Annotated in this window: 15 protein-coding genes and 1 other annotated feature; of the genes, 3 read left to right on the top strand and 12 right to left on the bottom strand. The window is 49.5% G+C overall.

From position 1 onward, the window contains the following. Positions 1–115: 115 nt before the first annotated feature. From GPK90_RS19115 to GPK90_RS12310, 8 genes are all read right to left on the bottom strand, one after another. Positions 116–1,168: a protein kinase family protein gene (locus GPK90_RS19115; protein ID WP_243121930.1), complete on the bottom strand. Its 1,053-nt coding sequence runs from the start codon at positions 1,166–1,168 to the stop codon at positions 116–118. 90 nt (positions 1,169–1,258) lie between these two features. Beyond that, the gene (locus GPK90_RS12340; RefSeq protein WP_118298804.1) at positions 1,259–2,521 is read right to left on the bottom strand and encodes a CCA tRNA nucleotidyltransferase; all 1,263 of its coding nucleotides are present in this window, start codon (positions 2,519–2,521) and stop codon (positions 1,259–1,261) included. 116 nt (positions 2,522–2,637) lie between these two features. Then, positions 2,638–3,204 (bottom strand): biotin transporter BioY, encoded by a 567-nt coding sequence (locus GPK90_RS12335; protein WP_118298805.1) that lies wholly within the window; start codon positions 3,202–3,204, stop codon positions 2,638–2,640. Then, positions 3,204–4,637 (bottom strand): proline--tRNA ligase, encoded by a 1,434-nt coding sequence (gene proS / locus GPK90_RS12330; RefSeq protein WP_118321528.1) that lies wholly within the window; start codon positions 4,635–4,637, stop codon positions 3,204–3,206. Before proS ends, GPK90_RS12335 begins: the two co-directional genes overlap by 1 nt. Before the next feature lie 230 nt (positions 4,638–4,867). Further along, positions 4,868–5,146 (bottom strand) — a binding site (T-box leader). A gap of 82 nt (positions 5,147–5,228) precedes the next feature. Further along, positions 5,229–5,447, bottom strand: coding sequence for a hypothetical protein (locus GPK90_RS12325; RefSeq protein ID WP_118529354.1), 219 nt, complete (start codon positions 5,445–5,447; stop codon positions 5,229–5,231). 134 nt (positions 5,448–5,581) lie between these two features. Further along, positions 5,582–7,339 (bottom strand): ABC transporter ATP-binding protein, encoded by a 1,758-nt coding sequence (locus GPK90_RS12320; protein ID WP_215703121.1) that lies wholly within the window; start codon positions 7,337–7,339, stop codon positions 5,582–5,584. Next, positions 7,336–9,267 (bottom strand): ABC transporter ATP-binding protein, encoded by a 1,932-nt coding sequence (locus GPK90_RS12315; protein WP_215703120.1) that lies wholly within the window; start codon positions 9,265–9,267, stop codon positions 7,336–7,338. The genes GPK90_RS12320 and GPK90_RS12315 overlap by 4 nt, the downstream gene beginning before the upstream one ends. Beyond that, positions 9,236–9,784: a MarR family winged helix-turn-helix transcriptional regulator gene (locus GPK90_RS12310; RefSeq protein WP_215703119.1), complete on the bottom strand. Its 549-nt coding sequence runs from the start codon at positions 9,782–9,784 to the stop codon at positions 9,236–9,238. The genes GPK90_RS12315 and GPK90_RS12310 overlap by 32 nt, the downstream gene beginning before the upstream one ends. A 422-nt stretch (positions 9,785–10,206) precedes the next feature. Here GPK90_RS12310 and pckA point away from each other — a divergent pair, with 422 nt between their 5' ends. Together pckA and GPK90_RS12300 are read left to right on the top strand one after the other, a co-directional pair. Further along, positions 10,207–11,811 carry a phosphoenolpyruvate carboxykinase (ATP) gene (gene pckA, locus GPK90_RS12305; protein WP_118298810.1) on the top strand — a complete coding sequence of 535 codons (1,605 nt, stop codon included), beginning with the start codon at positions 10,207–10,209 and terminating at the stop codon, positions 11,809–11,811. A gap of 415 nt (positions 11,812–12,226) precedes the next feature. Next, the gene (locus GPK90_RS12300; RefSeq protein WP_118298811.1) at positions 12,227–12,607 is read left to right on the top strand and encodes a desulfoferrodoxin family protein; all 381 of its coding nucleotides are present in this window, start codon (positions 12,227–12,229) and stop codon (positions 12,605–12,607) included. A gap of 140 nt (positions 12,608–12,747) precedes the next feature. Here the strand turns inward: GPK90_RS12300 and GPK90_RS12295 are convergent, their stop codons facing one another. Beyond that, positions 12,748–14,055: a putative ABC transporter permease gene (locus tag GPK90_RS12295; RefSeq protein ID WP_118529350.1), complete on the bottom strand. Its 1,308-nt coding sequence runs from the start codon at positions 14,053–14,055 to the stop codon at positions 12,748–12,750. A 634-nt stretch (positions 14,056–14,689) separates the two neighbouring features. Here GPK90_RS12295 and GPK90_RS12290 point away from each other — a divergent pair. After that, a complete protein-coding gene (locus GPK90_RS12290) occupies positions 14,690–16,123 on the top strand; it encodes an amino acid permease (protein ID WP_118529349.1) in 1,434 nt (477 codons plus the stop codon). A gap of 115 nt (positions 16,124–16,238) precedes the next feature. Here GPK90_RS12290 and GPK90_RS12285 read toward each other — a convergent pair whose 3' ends face one another. The 3 genes from GPK90_RS12285 to GPK90_RS12275 all read right to left on the bottom strand — a co-directional run bounded on the left by GPK90_RS12285 (position 16,239) and on the right by GPK90_RS12275 (position 19,336). After that, entirely contained in the window at positions 16,239–16,982 is a 744-nt protein-coding gene (locus tag GPK90_RS12285; RefSeq protein WP_215703118.1) for a zinc ribbon domain-containing protein, read from the bottom strand. A 145-nt stretch (positions 16,983–17,127) separates the two neighbouring features. Continuing rightward, positions 17,128–18,309 carry a M20 metallopeptidase family protein gene (locus GPK90_RS12280; protein ID WP_117512827.1) on the bottom strand — a complete coding sequence of 394 codons (1,182 nt, stop codon included), beginning with the start codon at positions 18,307–18,309 and terminating at the stop codon, positions 17,128–17,130. An 82-nt stretch (positions 18,310–18,391) separates the two neighbouring features. Beyond that, positions 18,392–19,336 carry a D-2-hydroxyacid dehydrogenase gene (locus tag GPK90_RS12275; protein ID WP_118529347.1) on the bottom strand — a complete coding sequence of 315 codons (945 nt, stop codon included), beginning with the start codon at positions 19,334–19,336 and terminating at the stop codon, positions 18,392–18,394. Positions 19,337–19,561: the final 225 nt, after the last annotated feature.

Genomic DNA, 19,561 nt, shown 5'->3' with positions numbered 1-19,561 from the left:
GACACTCCATGCCCGCACACTGTAACAGGATTTTGCCGATGCTCCGCATTCCGAATCGGCAAAATCCGCGACTCCAACGGTATCATACGGAATTTTCGGTTCCGAAAATTCCCAACTAGGAAAAAAAGCGGATAAACTTCTCGCGCATCTTCTGCTGTGCCTCCAGTTTTTTGATCTTCTCCGTGCTCTTCGCAGGCACCCAGGCCTTGTTGGCATTGTAATAAAAATTGATCTGCTTCCAGTATTTCTCCGGATACCGGAACAGATAGTAAAGCACCTGCCGTTCCAGCTCCGTGATCGGCAGCACGCGCTCATACGTCTCCATGATCTGTCTCCCCAGGCGCTCATTCCAGTCATGTTTTTCCATGATCTTTCTGAGAAAATAGTACAGGTCCTCCATCTGCACACCCAGGTGCATCTGGTTGAATTCCGTCACTGCCGTATATCCGTTTCCGATCAGAATATGGTGGTAGTCCGGCTCCCCGTGGCAGACCGCATATCCGTTCATGATCTCCTCACCATGTTTTTCATACAGCCGTTCCATTCCCTGCTCCGCTTCCTCTGCCTGCACCGCGAAACACTCAAAATTCCTGATCACGCAGAGCTCAAACTCATTTTTCTTCCGCTTTCCCCGGATAAACGTTCTCGCCCTCCTGAGCTCCCGGTTATGGCGTCGCATCGCTTCAAAAAGCGGCGGCGAGACCATGGATCTCATATTCCATTCAGCCTGCCTCTTTACTTCGCGAAACTGCCGGTGCAGGAGCGCCAGCGCCCGGGCCGCCGAGAGGAGCTCCTTCTCATCTTTCAGATCACATTCCCGGTCCGCATACCATTGTTTCACAATATACCGGCTTCCATCCTCCGCCGAAGATAAAAGTTCTCCCTCGGAGTTTCTCACATACTGATCTGCCTTTACCGTCTCCATCCCGTCCAGAGACTGCAAAACCGCCTCCTCGAACTCCAGACGGTTCACGCTTCCCCGATATTCCTTTAAAAGCCGCAGCCCCTGATCCGTCTCCAGGATCCAGGACCCGCGTCCCCGCCGCAGTGTATTCACCTGAAATCCATACGTTTTCTCTGCCTCTTCTTTCCAGTCGATCACGATTTGATCCCCCCATATCCCGTTCTGACCTTTTCCAGCTTTCTGCACAAGATATGAGAAAACCATGGTGATTATTCCCACAAGCATACATCCGCAACAGCAAAAGACACCTGTCGGATTCCCGGCAGATGTCCTTCATACAATGTTCTTCTGGTATTATTTGAATTGGCTAATTTTTTCTAATAATATATCTTTTTTATTCAGTTCTGGATGTTCGATCACAATGTTCAAAAGATACAGGAGTCCGTCTCCGATCTCTTTTCCATGTTCCAGTCCCATCGCAAGAAGATCACCGCCATTGACCGCAAGCTGTTTCAGACTTACGCAGTCCCCAGCTTCCCTGATCTCCTCAAAAAGATGCAGGATCTCCGGGACATTCTGGTCTCCGTCCATTTTCTTTAACTGCATGGCACCGAGGAACTGGTACTCCGTAACCTTACTCAGGGCTCTTCTGATCTCGATCTTATCCGCACCAGGAGGTGTCTGAAAAACATTCAGCATGTTTTTCACGTTCCCGATCGTATCATTATCAAGTTTCAGGCCTCGTAAGATCTTCACCGCTTCTTCCGGCTTCATATGGCGCAGAAATCCGGCCCACCGGTGGGACTTATCCGCCGTGAGGGAGGAAACGCCCTTCCAGCATGTTTTAAGGATCTCCCGGTCATTCCGTTTTTCCTGCATCATGCTTCCGCTTTCTGGCTCATTCTCCCGGAGTTCCCGCTCAAAGACCTCCGGAAATCCCGGGGCCACATACGATGCGATCCCGGTCTCCTCCACCATCCAGATCTTCTCAGGATGATCCGAGAGCAGGAGTTTCGTGAGCTCCACCTGGATCCTCTCCTTGCTGACATGGACCAGGTTCGGCGCGATCTCGGCGATCGCCCGGTATGTCTCATCCTCGATCACAAAATCAAGCTGGGCGGCAAACCGGACAGCCCTTAGGATCCTCAGCGCGTCCTCCGTAAAGCGGTCCCTCGCACAGCCGACGCACCGGATCACCCGGCGTTTCAGATCCTCCATGCCCTCAAATTCATCCACGATCCCCGTCTCATGGCTGTATGCCATGGCGTTGATCGTAAAATCCCGGCGTTTCAGATCTTCCCTCAGATCCGGCGTAAATTCCACGGTCTCCGGATGTCTCCCATCCAGATATTCCCCATCGATCCGGTATGTCGTCACCTCATAGCCTTTTCCATGCTTGATGATCGTCACCGTGCCGTGCTTCAATCCCGTATCGACCGTCTTTCCGAAGATCTCCTTCACCTGCTCCGGCTTTGCAGAGGTTGTGATATCCCAGTCCCCCGGGATCCTTCCGAGAACGGCGTCCCGGACACAGCCGCCGACGATAAACGCCTCATATCCGTGGCTTCGTATATTGTCAATGATCCATTCCGCCTCATAAGGCATCTCAATTCTCACTGGTCCGGTACCTCCTTTTTCTTTATCGGAAATTTCATTTCGAAACTCCACAAGGTTCTGTCTGCACTGCCTGCCCTGCCGAACCGTTGCTCAAAAGACCGACCCGGATTTTCTTCTTACTTTGCAAGCTTCCCTAGGATCGGGATCAGCCGTTTTGCAAGCACAGCCGCCAGAATACATAAAATAAAATCCTCACCGACCGTCAGGAGGAAACAGTTGATAAACACAAGCTTCCAGCCGACACTCACGCCGAGGACAAAATTGCTGCACACATAAAAATAGATCATTCCGCAGGCATAATCCGCGAGAAGTCCCCAGAACGCGGAAAACAACAGCCAGAAGAATGATGTGCTCTTTCTGATCTCATATACACGTCCGGTCACAAAAGCAGCCGCCGCAAAGCCGATCAGGAATCCGAACGTCGGTTTTAACAGATACGCCGGTCCGCCGCCCGTCGCAAAGATCGGAAGTCCGCAGAGTCCGATCACAAGATATGTGATCACACTCGCAAACGCCCGCTTTGATCCCAGGAGCAGAGCCGCCAGCAGGACAAAGAAAAACTGCAGCGTAAAATGCATCGGCACCGGCTGGACAGGGATCGTGATCTTAAGAAAAGCCCCGACGGCGATGAGGGCTGTAAACAGCCCCCCGAGCGTCAGGTCTTTGATATCCCATCGTTTCATTAATATGCTTTGCCCCAGTAAACCATCTTGGTTGCCGGTTTGCCGCAGCATACGCAGGTATCAGCGAGCTTTTCCTGCTTGAACGGCATACATCTGGATGTAACGCCTACCTGCTCTTTTAACTTGTCCTCACACTCCTGGCAGCCGCACCACATTGCACGGATGAAGCCCGGCTTGTTGTCTGCGATGTCCTTCATCTCTTCCATGTTGTGGGCATCGTAAGTATGCGCGTCACGATGTGCTTTCGCACGCTCGTACATATCGTGCTGGATCGTCTTTAAGAGCTCGTCAACCTTCTCTGCGATCTCGCTTAATGCAACTGTGATCTTCTCGTGAGTATCACGGCGGACAAGAACTGCCTGTCCTGCCTCGATATCCTTCGGTCCGAGTTCTACACGAACCGGGATTCCTCTCATCTCGGACTCAGAGAACTTCCAGCCCGGGCTCTTGTCGGAATCATCAACTTTTACGCGGAAGTTGGAGAGAACCTCTTCCACTTCTCTTGCCTTCTCGAGAACGCCCTCCTGCTGCTGGCGGATCGGAACGATCACAACCTGTGTCGGAGCTACGTTCGGCGGAAGTACAAGACCTTCGTTGTCACCATGTACCATGATGATCGCACCGATCATACGGGTTGTCATACCCCAGGATGTCTGGTGAACATATTTTAACTGGTTATCTTTATCAGAATACTGGATTCCGAATGCCTTCGCAAAACCATCCCCGAAGTTGTGGCTGGTTCCGGACTGAAGTGCCTTACCGTCATGCATTAAGGACTCGATCGTGTAGGTTGCCTCTGCACCTGCGAACTTCTCCTTGTCTGTCTTCTGTCCGCGGACAACCGGGATCGCAAGGAAATCCTCACAGAAGTCAGCATAGAGATTTAACATCTGGATCGTTCTCTCCTGAGCTTCCTCAGCAGTCGCATGAGCTGTGTGGCCCTCCTGCCATAAGAACTCTCTGGAACGAAGGAACGGTCTTGTCGTCTTCTCCCATCTCACAACGGAACACCACTGGTTGTAAACCTTCGGAAGATCACGGTAGGAGTGGATGTCTTTCTGGTAGAAATCACAGAACAGAGTCTCGGATGTCGGGCGGACACAGAGACGCTCCTGAAGCGGCTCAAGACCTCCCTGAGTCACCCATGCTACCTCCGGTGCGAAACCTTCGACATGGTCTTTCTCTTTATCAAGTAAACTCTCCGGAATGAATAACGGCATGTAAACATTCTTTACGCCTGCTTTTTTAAAGCGCTTATCAAGCTCATGCTGGATATTCTCCCAGATCGCATATCCGTCCGGTTTGATGACCATGCAGCCCTTTACGCTCGCATAATCACATAATTCTGCCTTTTTTACAACGTCTGTGTACCACTGCGCGAAATCGTCTTCCATGGAAGTGATGGATTCCACAAGTTTCTTGTCTCTTGCCATTGTTTTCTCCTTTATATAAAAATTCATTGTCTGCATGTCTCTCTGTTTCAGATGCGGAGAATTTCCTGTTAAAAAGGAATGTGTCCTGGCACATTCAGGCGTCTCGCGCGGTCGCTTGCGACAGCCTTCATCTTCGCGCGAGTGCGCATCTTAGGCACGCAGTGCCTTTTTGTTTCACAGGAAGTTCCATCGGAATTTCCTGTGAAACAAAAAAGGCTGCCGCTCCCCACGCAAGGGACCGACAGCCGGCGTTACCACCCAAATTAGCTTCCGCCTGTCGCGGAAACTCTCCTCTGATATCCGTTAACGCCGGATCTACGCTGTACTTAACGATGCAGTCGTTCCGCAGCAATCCCGATCTCCGTGATCTTAGCTGTCCATTACGACATTTTCCATCTCTCGCACAAAGCTCCGAGGCCGGTTCAACGACGCGCACATAAAAGCTCTCACCATCCGCTTTCTCTCTGAAATGCCGCCCTTCATCTACTTTCCCTCTTCAAGGCCTGTCTGATATGCATATATGATGGATTTTAATGGATTTTCTCCCGTTTGTCAAGACTACGCCGCGGATTTTAGCGCTTCAGCAAAACTCTAGAAGATCAGCTTGATCAAAAGCCATACTGCCGCGATGCATAACAGCACCAGCGCAAACGCCGTAGAAAGTCCGAACACAACAGCTCCGATCGCGATCGATACGATAAATCCAAACAGACTGAGGACCGCACCAAGAAGCTTTCCGCAGACTCCGAGGACAAGGCCGACACATTTAAAGATCAACACAAGGAATACAATTGCAAATAAAATTGACATTTTTTACCTCCCGCCAGACCGCCCTGCCAGGAAAGTACCCTCCGGAACCAACGATTCCCGAATGCAAACCTGACAAAAAGCGGTATTTTTCTTCGGCTTATTATATTCCCGTTTCCTTAATTTGTAAATGAAAATTAAATCTCCAAATACCTGATCCTCTCCCCCGCATCTCTCTGATAAACCCGATGCGAGATTGAGATCACCGTCCGCCCCTCAGACGCACTCTTCAGCGCCCGGAGCACCATCTCCTCCGTATCTGCATCCAGATTCGCCGTGATCTCATCGAGAAGCAGGATCCTCGGTTCTCCGGCAACTGCTCTTGCGATAGACAAAAGCTGCCACTGTCCCTGAGAGAAGATTTCCGGTTTACATAACGTGTCATATCCCTGGTCCAGCCCCATGATCGTCTCGTGAAGCCCCACAAGCTCTGCAGCTGCCTGAACCTCCTCATCCCCGATCGCCGCATCAAACAGCGTGATCTGGTCGCGCACCGTCCCCGGGACCATGTGGAACGACTGCTCCACATAACCAAACTTCGTCCGCTTCTCCCTGTCCGGGATCCGGTATGCCTCCTCGCCCTCGATCAGCGCCTCACCGGAATTCGGCCTGTAAAGTCCCAAAAGCAGCTTAAAGATCGTACTCTTTCCGGCGCCGGTGCGCCCCGTCAGCGTCACCTGCTCGCCTGGGTAAATTGCGAAACTTAAATTTTTCAAAACAACATGGTCATCGTAGCCGAAAGTAATATTCTTAAATTCTACACAGGGTTCTTCTTTCGATCCCCCGTGATCCATGCACGTTTCTCCCTCTGTGTTCTTCTTTTCCTTCCGCTTATCTCCGGTATCAGTCTCTCCGTCCTTTTCCTTTCCCGGCTCCGATTTTCCGGCATGGTCCGGCATGGTCTCCTTCATGTTCTCCCTCTCCGTTTTCGCCAGGAACTCATTGATCCTGTATACACCGGCAACCGCCGACTGGATCGTCTGGATCTCCATTCCGAGATTCTCGATCGGGGAGAACACCTGGGAAATATAATTGATGACTGCAACCGACGTTCCCACGGACATGCCGAACAAAGCCAGGACCTTCGCATTTCCGGACGCGGCGAGCAGCATCACGGCCGCAACGGCGACCGCGTTGAGAAACAGGATCACCGGTGAGTAGACTGCATCATAGAAGTTTGTCTTCTCGATTGCAGAATAACTCTCCCCGATATAGTCATCATACCGTTTCTCCATGTACGTCTCTTTTCCCAGCGTGTGGATCGTCCGGATACAGCGGATCGTCTCCGGAACATGGTTTGTGACACGGCTCACCGCCACACGGTTTGCAAGCTGCGCCGTGAGCATCCGATTCTGTACGATCCTCGTGAACACAAAGATCACCGGGATCAGAATGATCAAGAGCAGTGCGAGTCCGCGGTTCTGGAACCAGATCACCGCAAAAATGCTGACGACTCTGCATGCATCCGCGAACATGCTGATGATCCCGGAGGTAAACAGCGCTTCCACGGTGTCAACATCGCCGACAAATCTGGAAACCACAGCTCCCGGTTCTTCCTTATTTAATGTGTCTGCACTCAGTCGGACAAGCTTATCGGAGAGCTCGCTCCTGAACGCATGCGTCATCTTCTGACCAAAGACAGTGAGGAAACTCTCTCTCAGGGACTCCAGCGCCCCGGTCAGGAAGATCAGCAGAAAATACTCCGCCGCCATGGAAAAACCCGAAAAATTTCCGCCGGCGATCCGGTCAATGATTTTTCCGAGAACAAGAGGCGGAAGCAGAGAAATGGCAACCGCTCCCGTCACCGTCAGAACGATCCCGATGGAAAGCCATTTTTCCCGCGTGACCGTTTTTCCGATGATCGATGCCGCACTGATATTCTTCTTTCCACTCATTGCTTTTTCCTCCTTTCCCCACCGTTTTCATTCCCATCAGACGATGATCTCCTGTTTTTCCGAATTTCTCCTGACGCCTTGTTTTCAGCTCCACATTCCTTTTTCTGCATCTCTTCTGCATCATTCGCAGACTCTTTCTCCGCAGCCTGCGCGTGATACAACTCGGCATACTGTTTATTTTCTGCCATCAGCTTCTCATGCGTGCTGCATGTTCCCGTCCCGTGTTCCATCCAGATCACCTGGTCGAACTCCGGGAACAGATACAGTCTGTGGGAGATCAAGAATACGATCCGGTCCTTCGAGAGCTCCTTCAGATGTTCAAACACCTGTTTCTCCGTGCTCTTGTCCAGAGCCGAGAACGGATCATCCAGGATCATCACCAGCTTTCCATGGCAAAGCATTCTCGCCAGGGCAAGGCGCGCCGCCTGACCGCCGGAGAGACGGACGCCGCTGTTTCCGACAACCGTATCTTCCCGGTCCTCCATCTCCCGGACCTCCTCATCAAAGCATACAGCACGCAGCCATGTCCAGACATCACTGTCATCTCCCAAAAGAACATTATTTCTGATGCTGTCGCCCAAAAGTTCCGGATCATGTCCGAGATATCCGATGAGTCTGCTCCGCTCCCGTTCCGTACAGGAGGAGAGTTCTTTGCCGCCATATGTCAGATGGCCTTCATACGGATATTCGCAGAGAAATGTCTTTCCGAGCGTCGATTTTCCGCACGCCACCGGACCCGTGATTCCGATGATCTGTCCAGGTTTCGCGGTGAATGAAAGATCCTCAAAGATCGGCGCACTGCCCGGATAGCTGAATGTCAGATGATCTGCGGAAATGACGCCGTGTTCCGTATGACTTTCGCCTGTTTTTGCACTGAATTTTTCAGTCTGCTCTGCGATCTCATCCTCCTCCTCAGCCTGAGCAGCCCGCTCCATATACGGATGGATCCGCTTCCAGGACACCTGTGCCTTGTGGACCGCGTTGAAGAGTTTCGCCGCCTTCGAGGACTTGTCGGAAAGCTTCGTATAGCACGCGAGGAAGGTCGTAAATGCTGCGACATCCCAGCTCGTCCAGCCGCTTCCAAGGATGTTCTTAGAGCCAAAATACAGGATCATCACGGTTCCCGCCATCGCGATCACCTTGTAGACCGGCGGCAGGGCCGCGTTCCAGATATTGGCCCTGACTGCCGCACGCTCATACTCTTTCAGATGGACCTCATAATCTTCTCCCCGCTCCTTCTCACATCCGAACACCCGGTATGTGATCGCGTTTGTGATCCGGTCCAGTGTCGCTGCATTGAGTTTTCCGGTCTGTTCCTTGTAAGCAGCCCCCGTTCTCTGGACGATCCGTTTCATCTTCTCCGCGATAATATAGGAAAACGGCGGAAAGATCAGTGAACAGAGTGCAAGTCTCCAGTCGTAGTAAAACAGCATTCCCATATAGCCGAGAAGCGCCACGCCCGTGTCAAAGATCTCCGTCGTGAACTTTCTCATGCCTTCCACGCAGTCGTCCACATCGGAGATCGCCTTCGTGATGACATTTCCCGCGCCCTCTTTCTCCAGCTCCACACGCGATTTATGTACTAGCGTCCGGTAGAGGATCCTCTTCATTCTCCTGTTCACATTGTTGGCAAACCGGCGCACATAAAACCGCTTGATGTATCTGGCCAGCTGCACCAGCCCGATCACGATCACGTAAGCAGACGCCAGCCGGAGCATTGCCGGGAACCGCTCCGCCCCGCTCAGGATCCTCATCAGGCAGCCCGCCATTTTTCCTTCAAACCATGGTCCCGCCATGAGACCCAGATTGTAGATCAGTCCAGACACCGTGATCAGCGCCAGGACCTTCCATTCCTCCCGGAAATAATCCAGGATCCGGTCCGGATGAAGTTTCTTTTTATTTATGATGATCGTTTCCTCTTTTGTCATGCTTCACTGCTTGTTCCTTCTGATGGTCTGTATACCGGCCGCAGGATTCCTCTTTCTGCCGCTCTGCGACGAGCTTAGAGACCGTTTCAAACCCCGCACGCCTCTCATTTTTCGAACGCCAGTAAAGCTTATCCAGTGTCTCGCAGAATCTGTTCCTCTCGTCCTCCGGAAGTTCGGATAAAAGCCATTCATAAAAGATCGTCTCGATCTCCGCCTTTGAATTTTTTAGCTCCTCCGCCTTCTTCGTCGCAAAAAGCAGCTGACTCCGGCCGTCCGCCGGATTCGGCTTCCGTTCCAGATATCCTTTCGCCTCGAGACTCGCTGCCCGTCTTGCCGCGGCTCCTTTATCGATCTTTAACTTTTCCCGGACCTCCGTCTGGGTGATCCCCGGATTGTGGCGGACAAGATGGATAAAATCAAATTCCGCCGTTCCGATCCCCTCTTCTTTCATCGTCTGCACCGTAAATTTTCCGACCTCACGGGCGATCTTCGTCATCTTTCTCTCCGTCTGATCCATATATGATCTCCTTTCTGGCAGAATTCTTTCCGCCTGTTCAAAACGCGCTCTATGAGCTTCTCCTGCTGTTGCAGCCGTCTCCGGTCCCACCCGCAGATATGTACTTTTTAGTTGTACCATCAACCAGTTTGGATGATAGTACAACTATCTAATTTTGTCAACTGCAATTTGTTTCTTTTCCTTCGAAAATAACGTCTTTCCTTTATTTTCTTAGAATTTCAGTGCAAGAAACGTATCGCAGCAAAAGAATGATATTATTTTAACAAAGTTTGCTATTTTGTTGTTGATTTTGTCCAATTTTCATGTATAATGGAATTGAAAGATATCATTATTGCCTGTAAAAATTCCAGGTAATGGTACCTGTTCAAATCTGAACATGTACAAAATTTTCATCAAATTTATGAAAAGAGGTTAGATAAGCGATGGCAAAGATTGATTTAAGCAAGTATGGCATCACCGGAACCACAGAGATCGTCTACAACCCGTCTTATGAAATGTTATTCGAGGAGGAAATGAAACCGGAACTCGAAGGCTATGAAAAAGGACAGGTCAGCGAACTCGGAGCAGTTAATGTTATGACCGGTATCTACACCGGCCGTTCACCGAAAGATAAATTTATCGTTGTGGATGAAAATTCCAAAGATACTGTATGGTGGACATCTGACGAATACAAGAACGACAACCATCCGGCTTCTCAGGAAACCTGGAAGGCAGTAAAAGATATCGCATTAAAAGAACTTTCCAATAAGAGACTCTTCGTTGTCGACGCATTCTGCGGCGCAAACAAAGATACCCGCATGGCGATCCGTTTCATCGTTGAGGTCGCATGGCAGGCACACTTCGTAAAGAACATGTTCATCAAACCGACTGCTGAAGAACTCGAGAACTTCGAGCCGGATTTCGTTGTTTACAACGCATCCAAGGCAAAAGTTGAGAACTACAAGGAACTCGGCTTAAACTCCGAGACAGCCGTTGTCTTCAATATCACAAGCCGCGAGCAGGTTATCATCAATACCTGGTACGGCGGAGAAATGAAGAAAGGTATGTTCTCCATGATGAACTACTACCTTCCGTTAAAGGGCATCGCTTCCATGCACTGCTCTGCAAACACCGATATGGAAGGCAAGAACACCGCGATCTTCTTCGGTCTCTCCGGAACCGGTAAGACAACTCTTTCCACAGATCCGAAACGTCTCCTGATCGGTGATGACGAGCACGGCTGGGACGACAACGGAGTATTCAACTTCGAGGGCGGCTGCTACGCGAAGGTTATCAACCTCGATAAAGATTCCGAGCCGGATATCTACAATGCGATCAAGCGCAACGCCCTTCTCGAGAACGTAACTCTCGACAAGGACGGCGTGATCGATTTCACTGACAAGAGCGTAACTGAGAACACCCGTGTCTCCTATCCGATCGACCATATTAAAAATATCGTCCGCCCGATCTCCGCAGGTCCGGCAGCAAAGAACGTGATCTTCCTCTCCGCAGATGCATTCGGCGTACTTCCGCCGGTATCCATCCTGACTCCGGAGCAGACAAAATACTACTTCCTGTCCGGTTTCACAGCAAAACTTGCCGGAACCGAGCGCGGAATTACAGAGCCGACACCGACCTTCTCCGCTTGCTTTGGTCAGGCATTCCTCGAACTCCATCCGACAAAATATGCGGAAGAGCTCGTTAAGAAGATGGAAAAGAGCGGCGCTAAGGCATACCTCGTAAATACAGGCTGGAACGGAACCGGAAAACGTATCTCCATCAAAGATACCCGTGGAATCATCGATGCGATCTTAAACGGCGATATTTTAAACGCTCCGACAAAAAAGATCCCGTACTTCAACTTCGAAGTTCCGACCGAGCTTCCGGGCGTTGACTCCAAGATCCTCGACCCACGCGATACATACGCAAACGTTGCTGACTGGGAAGAGAAAGCAAAAGACCTCTCCGGAAGATTCATCAAGAACTTCGCAAAATACGAGAGCAACGAAGCCGGCAAAGCACTTGTTGCCGCTGGCCCGCAGATCTGATCTTAAATTTATTGGAACTGCTTCCATTTCGCAATTTCAAAGGACGCTGCAAAATCTGCAGCGTCCTTTTTTTAATCTCAGCCGGACAAAACTCTCTCTCCTGTCCCAAGCTCTTTTTCCCGTTCCCAGCACTTCTTTTTATTGATCCTTTCTCCAGTTTTCCACTCTGTACTCTCACATAGCCCGGAAAATCCACGGTGTGATCCTGTAGCCAGATTTTCCTGTGTTTTGCTGCTGTGGCTTTCCATAAATCATAAGCCTGTAAATTTATTCTTCTGACTCCCAACAAATACAGACTGAAAGCTAAAAATCTTATTCTATTTTTTTAATAATCCTTGCAATATGGTATTTCTTATGGTATTATATCAATAACAGTTACTATTATTATTTTAGATTATTCACAAGGAGGTCCTCTATGAGCGTAAAATTCTATATCTGCAATCACTGCAAGAATATCATCACAAAAATGAACGATTCCGGCGTCCCGGTTGTCTGTTGCGGAGAGAAAATGACGGAACTGATCCCCGGCACTTCGGACGGTGCACACGAAAAACATGTCCCGGCCTTCGAAGTAAACGGAAATAAAGTTTCCGTAAAAGTCGGCTCTGTGGAACATCCGATGATGGAAAAACACTATATCCAGTGGATCCTGATCGAGACAAATTTCGGAACCCACTGCCGTTCTCTTACTCCGGAAGATAAACCAGAAGCAGAGTTCTTCCTCGCTGACGGTGAAAAGCTGATCGCAGTTTATGAGTACTGCAATCTTCATGGACTCTGGAAAGCGGAAGCATAACTCCCGCACTGCCCGAAGCTACTCTCTCATAAAAACAACGGAAGCTGCCCCGGCAGTCCTCAAAAATGCGCGTTTTAAAAAGCAGCAGCTGATATTTGATCTGCTGCTGCTTTTCTTTATCCATCTTAACTTTTTCTCCCTTAATCCACCTTCAGCGCATTCGGATAGATCTTTTTCAACACGTCATCCCCATAATGCTCATCCATCTCCTGCTGCCAGGACGATGTCGCCGGGATTCCCTTTTCCCGTTCACTGCTCCGGATCAACGCCAGTCCGGAAACCGCCATATCCACACAGAAAAAGACAAGGAGCAGCCATGTCGCGATCTTTCCAAAGCGGATCGGGATCTTCTCGATCCAGGCGGACATCACCGGGTAAACACCTTTGATCCAGACAACCGCCGCGATCCCCCAGAAAAAACAGTACAGAAGGTTGATGCGCCCGCCAAGGTTAAACGGGATCTTACTGTAGTCCCAGAATACTTTTCCGAACATGATCTCCGTCATGACGCTGCAGGTATATTCATACGCGCCTCCTAAAAATGTGCCCATAAAGAACAGAAAGCGGTCCGAATATTTCCGGTAGCGGTACAAAAGCATCGTCGCCGCCGCGAGAGCCACTCCCCAGACGATACTGAACGGGCCCCAGACAAAACTGCTCCGGCTCATCCAGATTCCTGCCGTCAGCCGGCAGAAGATCGTCTCCACGATATCTCCCAAAAATGCGCCGACAACAAGCAAAAGTGCGATCTTATAGAAACAGAGTCCGTAGGCAAAGACGGTCTTTCTCTGCTCGGCCTCGGCCTGAAGCTCCCTGCGGTAAGCCGCTTCCGGGTACGCATTCTGGATCCTTCGGTCCACCCAGCCGTAGATCCTGCGCTCAAGTCTGGAACTCACACCGGTCAGCCAGGAGTCAACGCCCTGCCACTGGCGGATCCTCCGGCTTCTTCCGGACAGGATGCACAGAGTTGCCGCGACATCCAGGATCAGGATCCCGCTGAGGATCCAGATCACAAGATGGGCCGGAGTCATCGGGATCATCCGGAATACGTCAATCAGAAGCGGCGCTCCCCATCGCATGGTGACAAATCCCAGAACGCCCCAGATCACGGAGACCGGAAAGCAGATATAGCCATCCAGATTCCATTTCACATGAGAATAGTCCCACCAGCGCTCATGGTACATTTTTTCGATCACATGACCGGCGATCCATTCCGCCAGCGTGGAAAAGATCATACTTCCAAGAAACAGCCAGATCCCCCTGAGGTCTCTGCATACCAGCATCAGTGCAGATCCGGTAATTCCATAGATCACACAGAGCGGTCCGTTTACAAGGCCTCTGTTTACAAAGCGTTTCTGCCTCACCGCCGCTGTCACGGTCTCAAGAACCCAGCCGGAAAAGCTGTAGGCAAAAAACAGCCACAGCCACTCATATCCGGAATATCCCATCCTTCATCACCTGTCCTCTCTGTAATTTCACGGCTCCCACCGCATCAATAATATCCCGCAGACTTTTTCATTCCCTCATAGTCTTCCTCTTCTTTCTCTCATCTGATCCGCCTCTCCGGCTTCGTCTGAATAGATCTTTTACTATTTTACCACATAATCAGAAAACCGGAAATCCAATTTCCACAAAATAATCCCTGCATCCGCAGTTACAGTTTTCTTTTATTCTGTTTTTTTCCTATTTACCTACCAACATAAAGGATATTTTTGTAATATTTTCTCCTCCGGGATGGATCCGTCGGGAAATTTCTGATGGTATTCCGCATCCATTTCCGATTTTTCCGCCAATTTTTCACATTTGTCCGTATAGTAAAGACATTCAGATCTTGTTCTCTCTTACTTTTTCACTCCCCTTTTGTAATCTCCCTTTTATTTTTCCGGAATCCTGTTTTTTCCTTTATAATCTCATCTGAACTCTGCATTTTTTCACGTTGTATCCAGTTTTCGCAGAATTTTATTAACCGAATCTCATTTATTTCCTTATAATAAATGGTTCATCTTTTCAAAAATTTATGTTATACTAAACAAGTTCGTGTCAAACGGACAAATACAATTTTATATCAAAGGAAGGTCTCTTATGGAAAACACCAAGAAAATCGACTGGTACACCCTGGCCTTCATGGCATTCTCCACGGTTTGGGGATTCGGAAACGTGCTGAATGGCTTCGTTTACTTCAACGGAGTACAGGTAATCTTCAGCTGGATTCTGATGTTCGCTCTCTATTTCGTGCCTTATGCCCTGATGGTAGGTGAGCTCGGCTCCGCGTTCAAACAGTCCGGCGGCGGCGTGAGCTCCTGGATCCACGAAACGATCGGCCCGAAATGCGCTTATTACGCTGGCTGGACTTACTGGGCTTGCCATGTAACTTACATCGCAAGTAAAGGAAGCGGCGGATTAAAGGCATTAAGCTGGATGGTATTCCAGAACGGCTCCACTTACGACACATTCCCGACGATCGCTGTACAGATGGCAACACTCGCTGTCTTCCTGTTCTTCTGCTGGGTTGCAAGCCGCGGCTTAAACCCGTTAAAGAAATTAGCGACGATCGCTGGTTCCAGTATGTTCGTAATGTCCATCCTGTTCATCTTAATGATGTTCGCAGCACCGGTCATCAACCCGAACGGCGGTTTCGTATCTGCTGATTACACAGTAAAAGGTCTGATCCCGCAGTTCAACGTGAACTACTTCACATCCCTTTCCATCCTTGTATTCGCAGTCGGCGGATGCGAGAAGATCTCCCCTTATGTAAATAAGGTAAAAGATCCGTCCAAGGGATTCCCGAAGGGTATGATCATGTTAGCCGTTATGGTTATGGTCTGCGCGATCCTCGGAAGTATCGCGATGGGCATGATGTTTGATCCGGCTGTCATCAACGAGAGCACAGACAGCTTCAAGTCCTACGTTTCCAACGGCGCTTACTGGTCCTTCCAGAAGCTCGGTGAGTACTACCATGTTGGCAACCTCCTGCTCGTTATCTACGCAGCATGCAACGCCATCGGTCAGTTCTCCACACTTGTATTAAGTATCGACGCTCCGCTTCGTATACTTCTTGACAACGAGGACGCAAGACAGTTCGTTCCGTCCGGCCTCTTAAAGAAGAATGAGCATGGCGCATACATCAACGGTATCAAGATGGTTATCTGCTTATCCGGCAGCATCATCCTGATCCAGTCCTTCGTACCGGGTGCTGCATCCGTTCTGACTCAGTTAAACAAACTGAACTCTGTAACCATGCCGCTTCGTTACTTGTGGGTATTCGCAGCATACATTGCTCTCAGAAAATCCCTCAACAAGTTCAACCCGGAGTACAAATTTACAAAGAACCAGACAGTTGCCCTTGTTGCAGGCGGCTGGTGCTTCTTCGTAACCGCAGCTTGCTGTCTCCTCGGAATGTATGTTGAAGGCGATATCGCTTCCACAGCATTAAATGTAATCACACCGGTAGTGCTCACAGCACTTGGTCTGATCTTACCGGAGATCAAAAAGCAGGAAACTGCGAAAGCAAAATAAGTTTCATCTAAAAAAACGTGTGAAAATGAGTAATCATTCTTCACACGTTTTTTATTTACACAAACAACGAGCCAAAATCCACGCTTGCGCGATACCTTGGCGACTGTCTCTTTTTTCACACCTCTTCGATCCGGTGCAGCTCCCACACTCTCACATTCACCGGCTCAACAGCGCCTCCACAGTACGGGCAGACACGGTCTCCAAGTCCCGCGATCGGAGCCCCGCAATGCGGACAGCTGACGCCGATCGCAGTCTCTCCGTCCCTGATCTTCGTGATATCCTGGATATAGACGAGTTCCATATTAAAGCGGTGCTGCTCTTTTTCCCGCTCCACATTTTTCTTTTTATCCGGCGTCCTTAATGTATGCAGATACTCCACAGAGGACTGGATCCTGATCCTGCACTTTCCCGGGTTTTTGTCATATCTGGAGATCTCCGTCTGATGGACATGGATCGCGTCAAATTCTTCCCGGATCTCTTTCTCCTCCATCTCCTCGATCTTCAGCCGCACCTGATCCTTTAAGGACACGGACACCTTTCCGAGGTAAGAGAGATCCCGGTGTTCCAGTGCCTCCAGAAAGCCCTTTAACTGATTCTCACACCTCTGTTTCCACTCCGGCCAGTGGAATTCCGGGAAATCCTTCTCAATCCGCGGAAGTTCCACCCTCGTCATTCCGGACACCGACTTCGGTGTATCGTCCTCCAGCGCTTCCTGACGTTTCAGCCCTTCGATCAGATTCGAGGTTCCGAAAAATTCCCGCGAAATCTGCCGGATCTTAAACATCACAAAAAAGAGAGCTCCGATCAGACCCAGCCCAGTCACGATCGCAACGATGAGGATCGCGTTTCCTGCTGTCATATCGTTTCCTCCTACTGTAAGGAATCCTCCAAACAGACCCCTTTCGTTATCGTGGTTTCACCATGTATTTTCAACTGCTGACCACATAGTCAAAACAGGGCAGCCTGCCAGAGTTTCACTCCAACCGCCGCCCTGAAATCACTTATTATTTATTTAAATAATCAATCGCAGTCTGCGCTAACAGAGAAGAACCTCTCCAGAGGATATCCTCGTCCACATCAAAACGGCTGTTATGTAACGGCCATACCGGATCCTGATCCTGTTTAGCGGTGCCGAGCCATACAAACGCGCCTTTCTTCTCTTTCAGATAGAAGGAGAAGTCCTCCGCCGGCATAGCCGGGAGTTTTACATCCACAACATCATCTTTGCCGAAGAGCTTGATTGCTGTATTGCGGATCAGCTCAGCGTCCTCCTCATGATTTACAAGTGCCGGATAGCCGTGGCCATAGTTGATATCAGCAGTTGCACCGGACTGTAAGCAGAGACCATCGAGAGTTTTTCTCATAGAATCCTCGATCATCGCGCGGGTGTCCTCATTTAATGTACGAACGGTTCCATCCAGTGTACAGTCACCTGCGATAATGTTGTATCTTGTTCCTGCGTTAAAAATACCGAATGTCACAACAGCATTGTCAAGCGGATCAACTTTTCTGCTGACGATGGTCTGTGCGGCCATAACGAACTGGGAACCGAGAACAACAGCGTCAATACCCTGATTCGGTTTTGCGCCATGGGCAGTCTTACCATGGATATTGATCGTAAAGTGGTCTGTTGCAGCCATTAACGGGCCTGCCTTCACCCCGATCTTGCCGTGCGGAAGATCCGGCCATACATGAAGACCGAATACAGCTTCCACATCGTCCATATATCCGGAATGGAGCATTCCTCTGGATCCGCCAACCGGAGACATCTCCTCCGCAGGCTGGAAGATCAGTTTCACCGTTCCGGCGATCTCTTCTCTTCTCTCACAGAGAAGCATTGCAGCACCAAGAAGACCCGTCATGTGGTTGTCATGTCCGCAGGCATGCATAACACCGTCATTCTGGGACTTATAAGGAACCTCATTCATCTCCTGGATCTGTAATGCGTCCATATCCGCACGGAGAGCAACGACTTTACCCGGTTTCTTTCCCTTGATAACTCCGACTACACCGTATCCGCCGACATTTTCATATACTTCGTCGCATCCCATCTCCTTCAGATACTCTGCAACCTTCTTTCCGGTTCTTTCCTCATGCTGGGAAACCTCCGGGTGCATGTGAAAATCTCTTCTGATTTCAGATAATTTCGGCATGAAAGCCTTTGCTGACTCCGTAATTGTGCCCATTTTTATGTCCTCCTTATTTTTGAAGTCTTAATGAAAAGAACCCGGCGACAGTCCGTCTCCGGGTTCTTCTGAGTTCTCTGAATTATAAACCAAGAGCCTCTTTAACTTTAGCAACGATATGAACACCGATGTCCTTAGAAGCATCTACAGACTGAGCACCGATGTGCGGGGATACGATGAAGTTATCGCACTCGAACAGCGGGCTTGCGAATGTATCGTTACCTGTTAAGCCGCTGCCTGCAAGTTCGTTCTCCATAACGTCTGCTGCGTAGCCGCCGATTCTGCCCTCTTTCAGAGCTTCATACATATCAGCCTCGTTTACGATACCGCCACGGCTCATGTTAAGAACAACAGCGCCGTCTTTCATCTCAGCGATGGATTTCTTATTGAAGAGATTCTTTGTCTCCGGTGTCAGCGGTACATGGATAGAGATGAAATCAGCAACCTTGATCAGCTCGTCGATAGAAGCCTTTGTTGCGCACTGCTGCTTAAATACGTCGTCCGGAAGGAACGGATCGTAAGCAACGATGTTCATCTTGAATGCACGGCCAAGCTCACCTACACGCTGACCGATACGGCCAAAGCCCATGATACCAAGAGTCTTGCCTCTCAGCTCGCGGCCTTCGAATTTATATTTATCCCACTCGTGTTTTACTTTTACATCGTAGTTTGCTACGAATGTTCCACGGGAGATATCTAACATCTTGGAGAATGTCAGCTCAGCAACTGCGTTTGCATTTAAGCCCGGTGCGTTGAATACCTGGATTCCTTTGGATTTTGCGTAATCCATATCGATGTGGTTTAAACCAACAGAGCAAACACCGATAACCTTTAAGTTCTTTGCAGCATCGATGATCTCTTTGTCGATCTTCGGGTCTACACGCATGATCAGGACATCAACATCACCGATCTCTGCAATAAGCTCCTCTTTGCTGCACGGAAGATTAGCAGCTGTCTTAACATTCATAACTTTGCTGAGTTCCTCAGCGATTCCACCCCATACTTTGTCGATAATAAGACAATTCATAATAAAAAACTCTCCTTTCAGGACAATGTTCCTTTCCTCCATCAACCACATGGAGGTTCATACCCCGTACTCATCTATTTTACTTGAAGTACATTATTTTGTAAAGTATTTTCGCGAATTTGATTTATTTTCTTAATAAAGAATATTTTATTCCCATTGAGCATTTTGTGAATAAAATGTTCTTTTTCCCTGCTTCTGCTTTACTGTTTTTCTCTCACAGACAAA

This window comes from Clostridium sp. MCC344 (genome assembly GCF_018785365.1).
Taxonomy (GTDB): Bacteria; Bacillota; Clostridia; order Lachnospirales; family Lachnospiraceae; genus Pilosibacter.
Note: the sequence above shows the minus strand (reverse complement) of the source record. Positions and strands in the feature narration are given on the sequence as shown.

Excerpts from the sequence above, each read along its gene's own strand:
- GPK90_RS19115 (WP_243121930.1), bottom strand. The coding sequence starts at position 1,168 with ATGGTTTTCTCATATCTTGTGCAGAAAGCTGGAAAAGGTCAGAACGGG.
- GPK90_RS12335 (WP_118298805.1), bottom strand. The coding sequence starts at position 3,204 with ATGAAACGATGGGATATCAAAGACCTGACGCTCGGGGGGCTGTTTACA.
- proS (WP_118321528.1), bottom strand. The coding sequence starts at position 4,637 with ATGGCAAGAGACAAGAAACTTGTGGAATCCATCACTTCCATGGAAGAC.
- GPK90_RS12325 (WP_118529354.1), bottom strand. The coding sequence starts at position 5,447 with ATGTCAATTTTATTTGCAATTGTATTCCTTGTGTTGATCTTTAAATGT.
- GPK90_RS12320 (WP_215703121.1), bottom strand. The coding sequence starts at position 7,339 with ATGAGTGGAAAGAAGAATATCAGTGCGGCATCGATCATCGGAAAAACG.
- GPK90_RS12315 (WP_215703120.1), bottom strand. The coding sequence starts at position 9,267 with ATGACAAAAGAGGAAACGATCATCATAAATAAAAAGAAACTTCATCCG.
- GPK90_RS12310 (WP_215703119.1), bottom strand. The coding sequence starts at position 9,784 with ATGGATCAGACGGAGAGAAAGATGACGAAGATCGCCCGTGAGGTCGGA.
- pckA (WP_118298810.1), top strand. The coding sequence starts at position 10,207 with ATGGCAAAGATTGATTTAAGCAAGTATGGCATCACCGGAACCACAGAG.
- GPK90_RS12300 (WP_118298811.1), top strand. The coding sequence starts at position 12,227 with ATGAGCGTAAAATTCTATATCTGCAATCACTGCAAGAATATCATCACA.
- GPK90_RS12295 (WP_118529350.1), bottom strand. The coding sequence starts at position 14,055 with ATGGGATATTCCGGATATGAGTGGCTGTGGCTGTTTTTTGCCTACAGC.
- GPK90_RS12290 (WP_118529349.1), top strand. The coding sequence starts at position 14,690 with ATGGAAAACACCAAGAAAATCGACTGGTACACCCTGGCCTTCATGGCA.
- GPK90_RS12285 (WP_215703118.1), bottom strand. The coding sequence starts at position 16,982 with ATGACAGCAGGAAACGCGATCCTCATCGTTGCGATCGTGACTGGGCTG.
- GPK90_RS12280 (WP_117512827.1), bottom strand. The coding sequence starts at position 18,309 with ATGGGCACAATTACGGAGTCAGCAAAGGCTTTCATGCCGAAATTATCT.
- GPK90_RS12275 (WP_118529347.1), bottom strand. The coding sequence starts at position 19,336 with ATGAATTGTCTTATTATCGACAAAGTATGGGGTGGAATCGCTGAGGAA.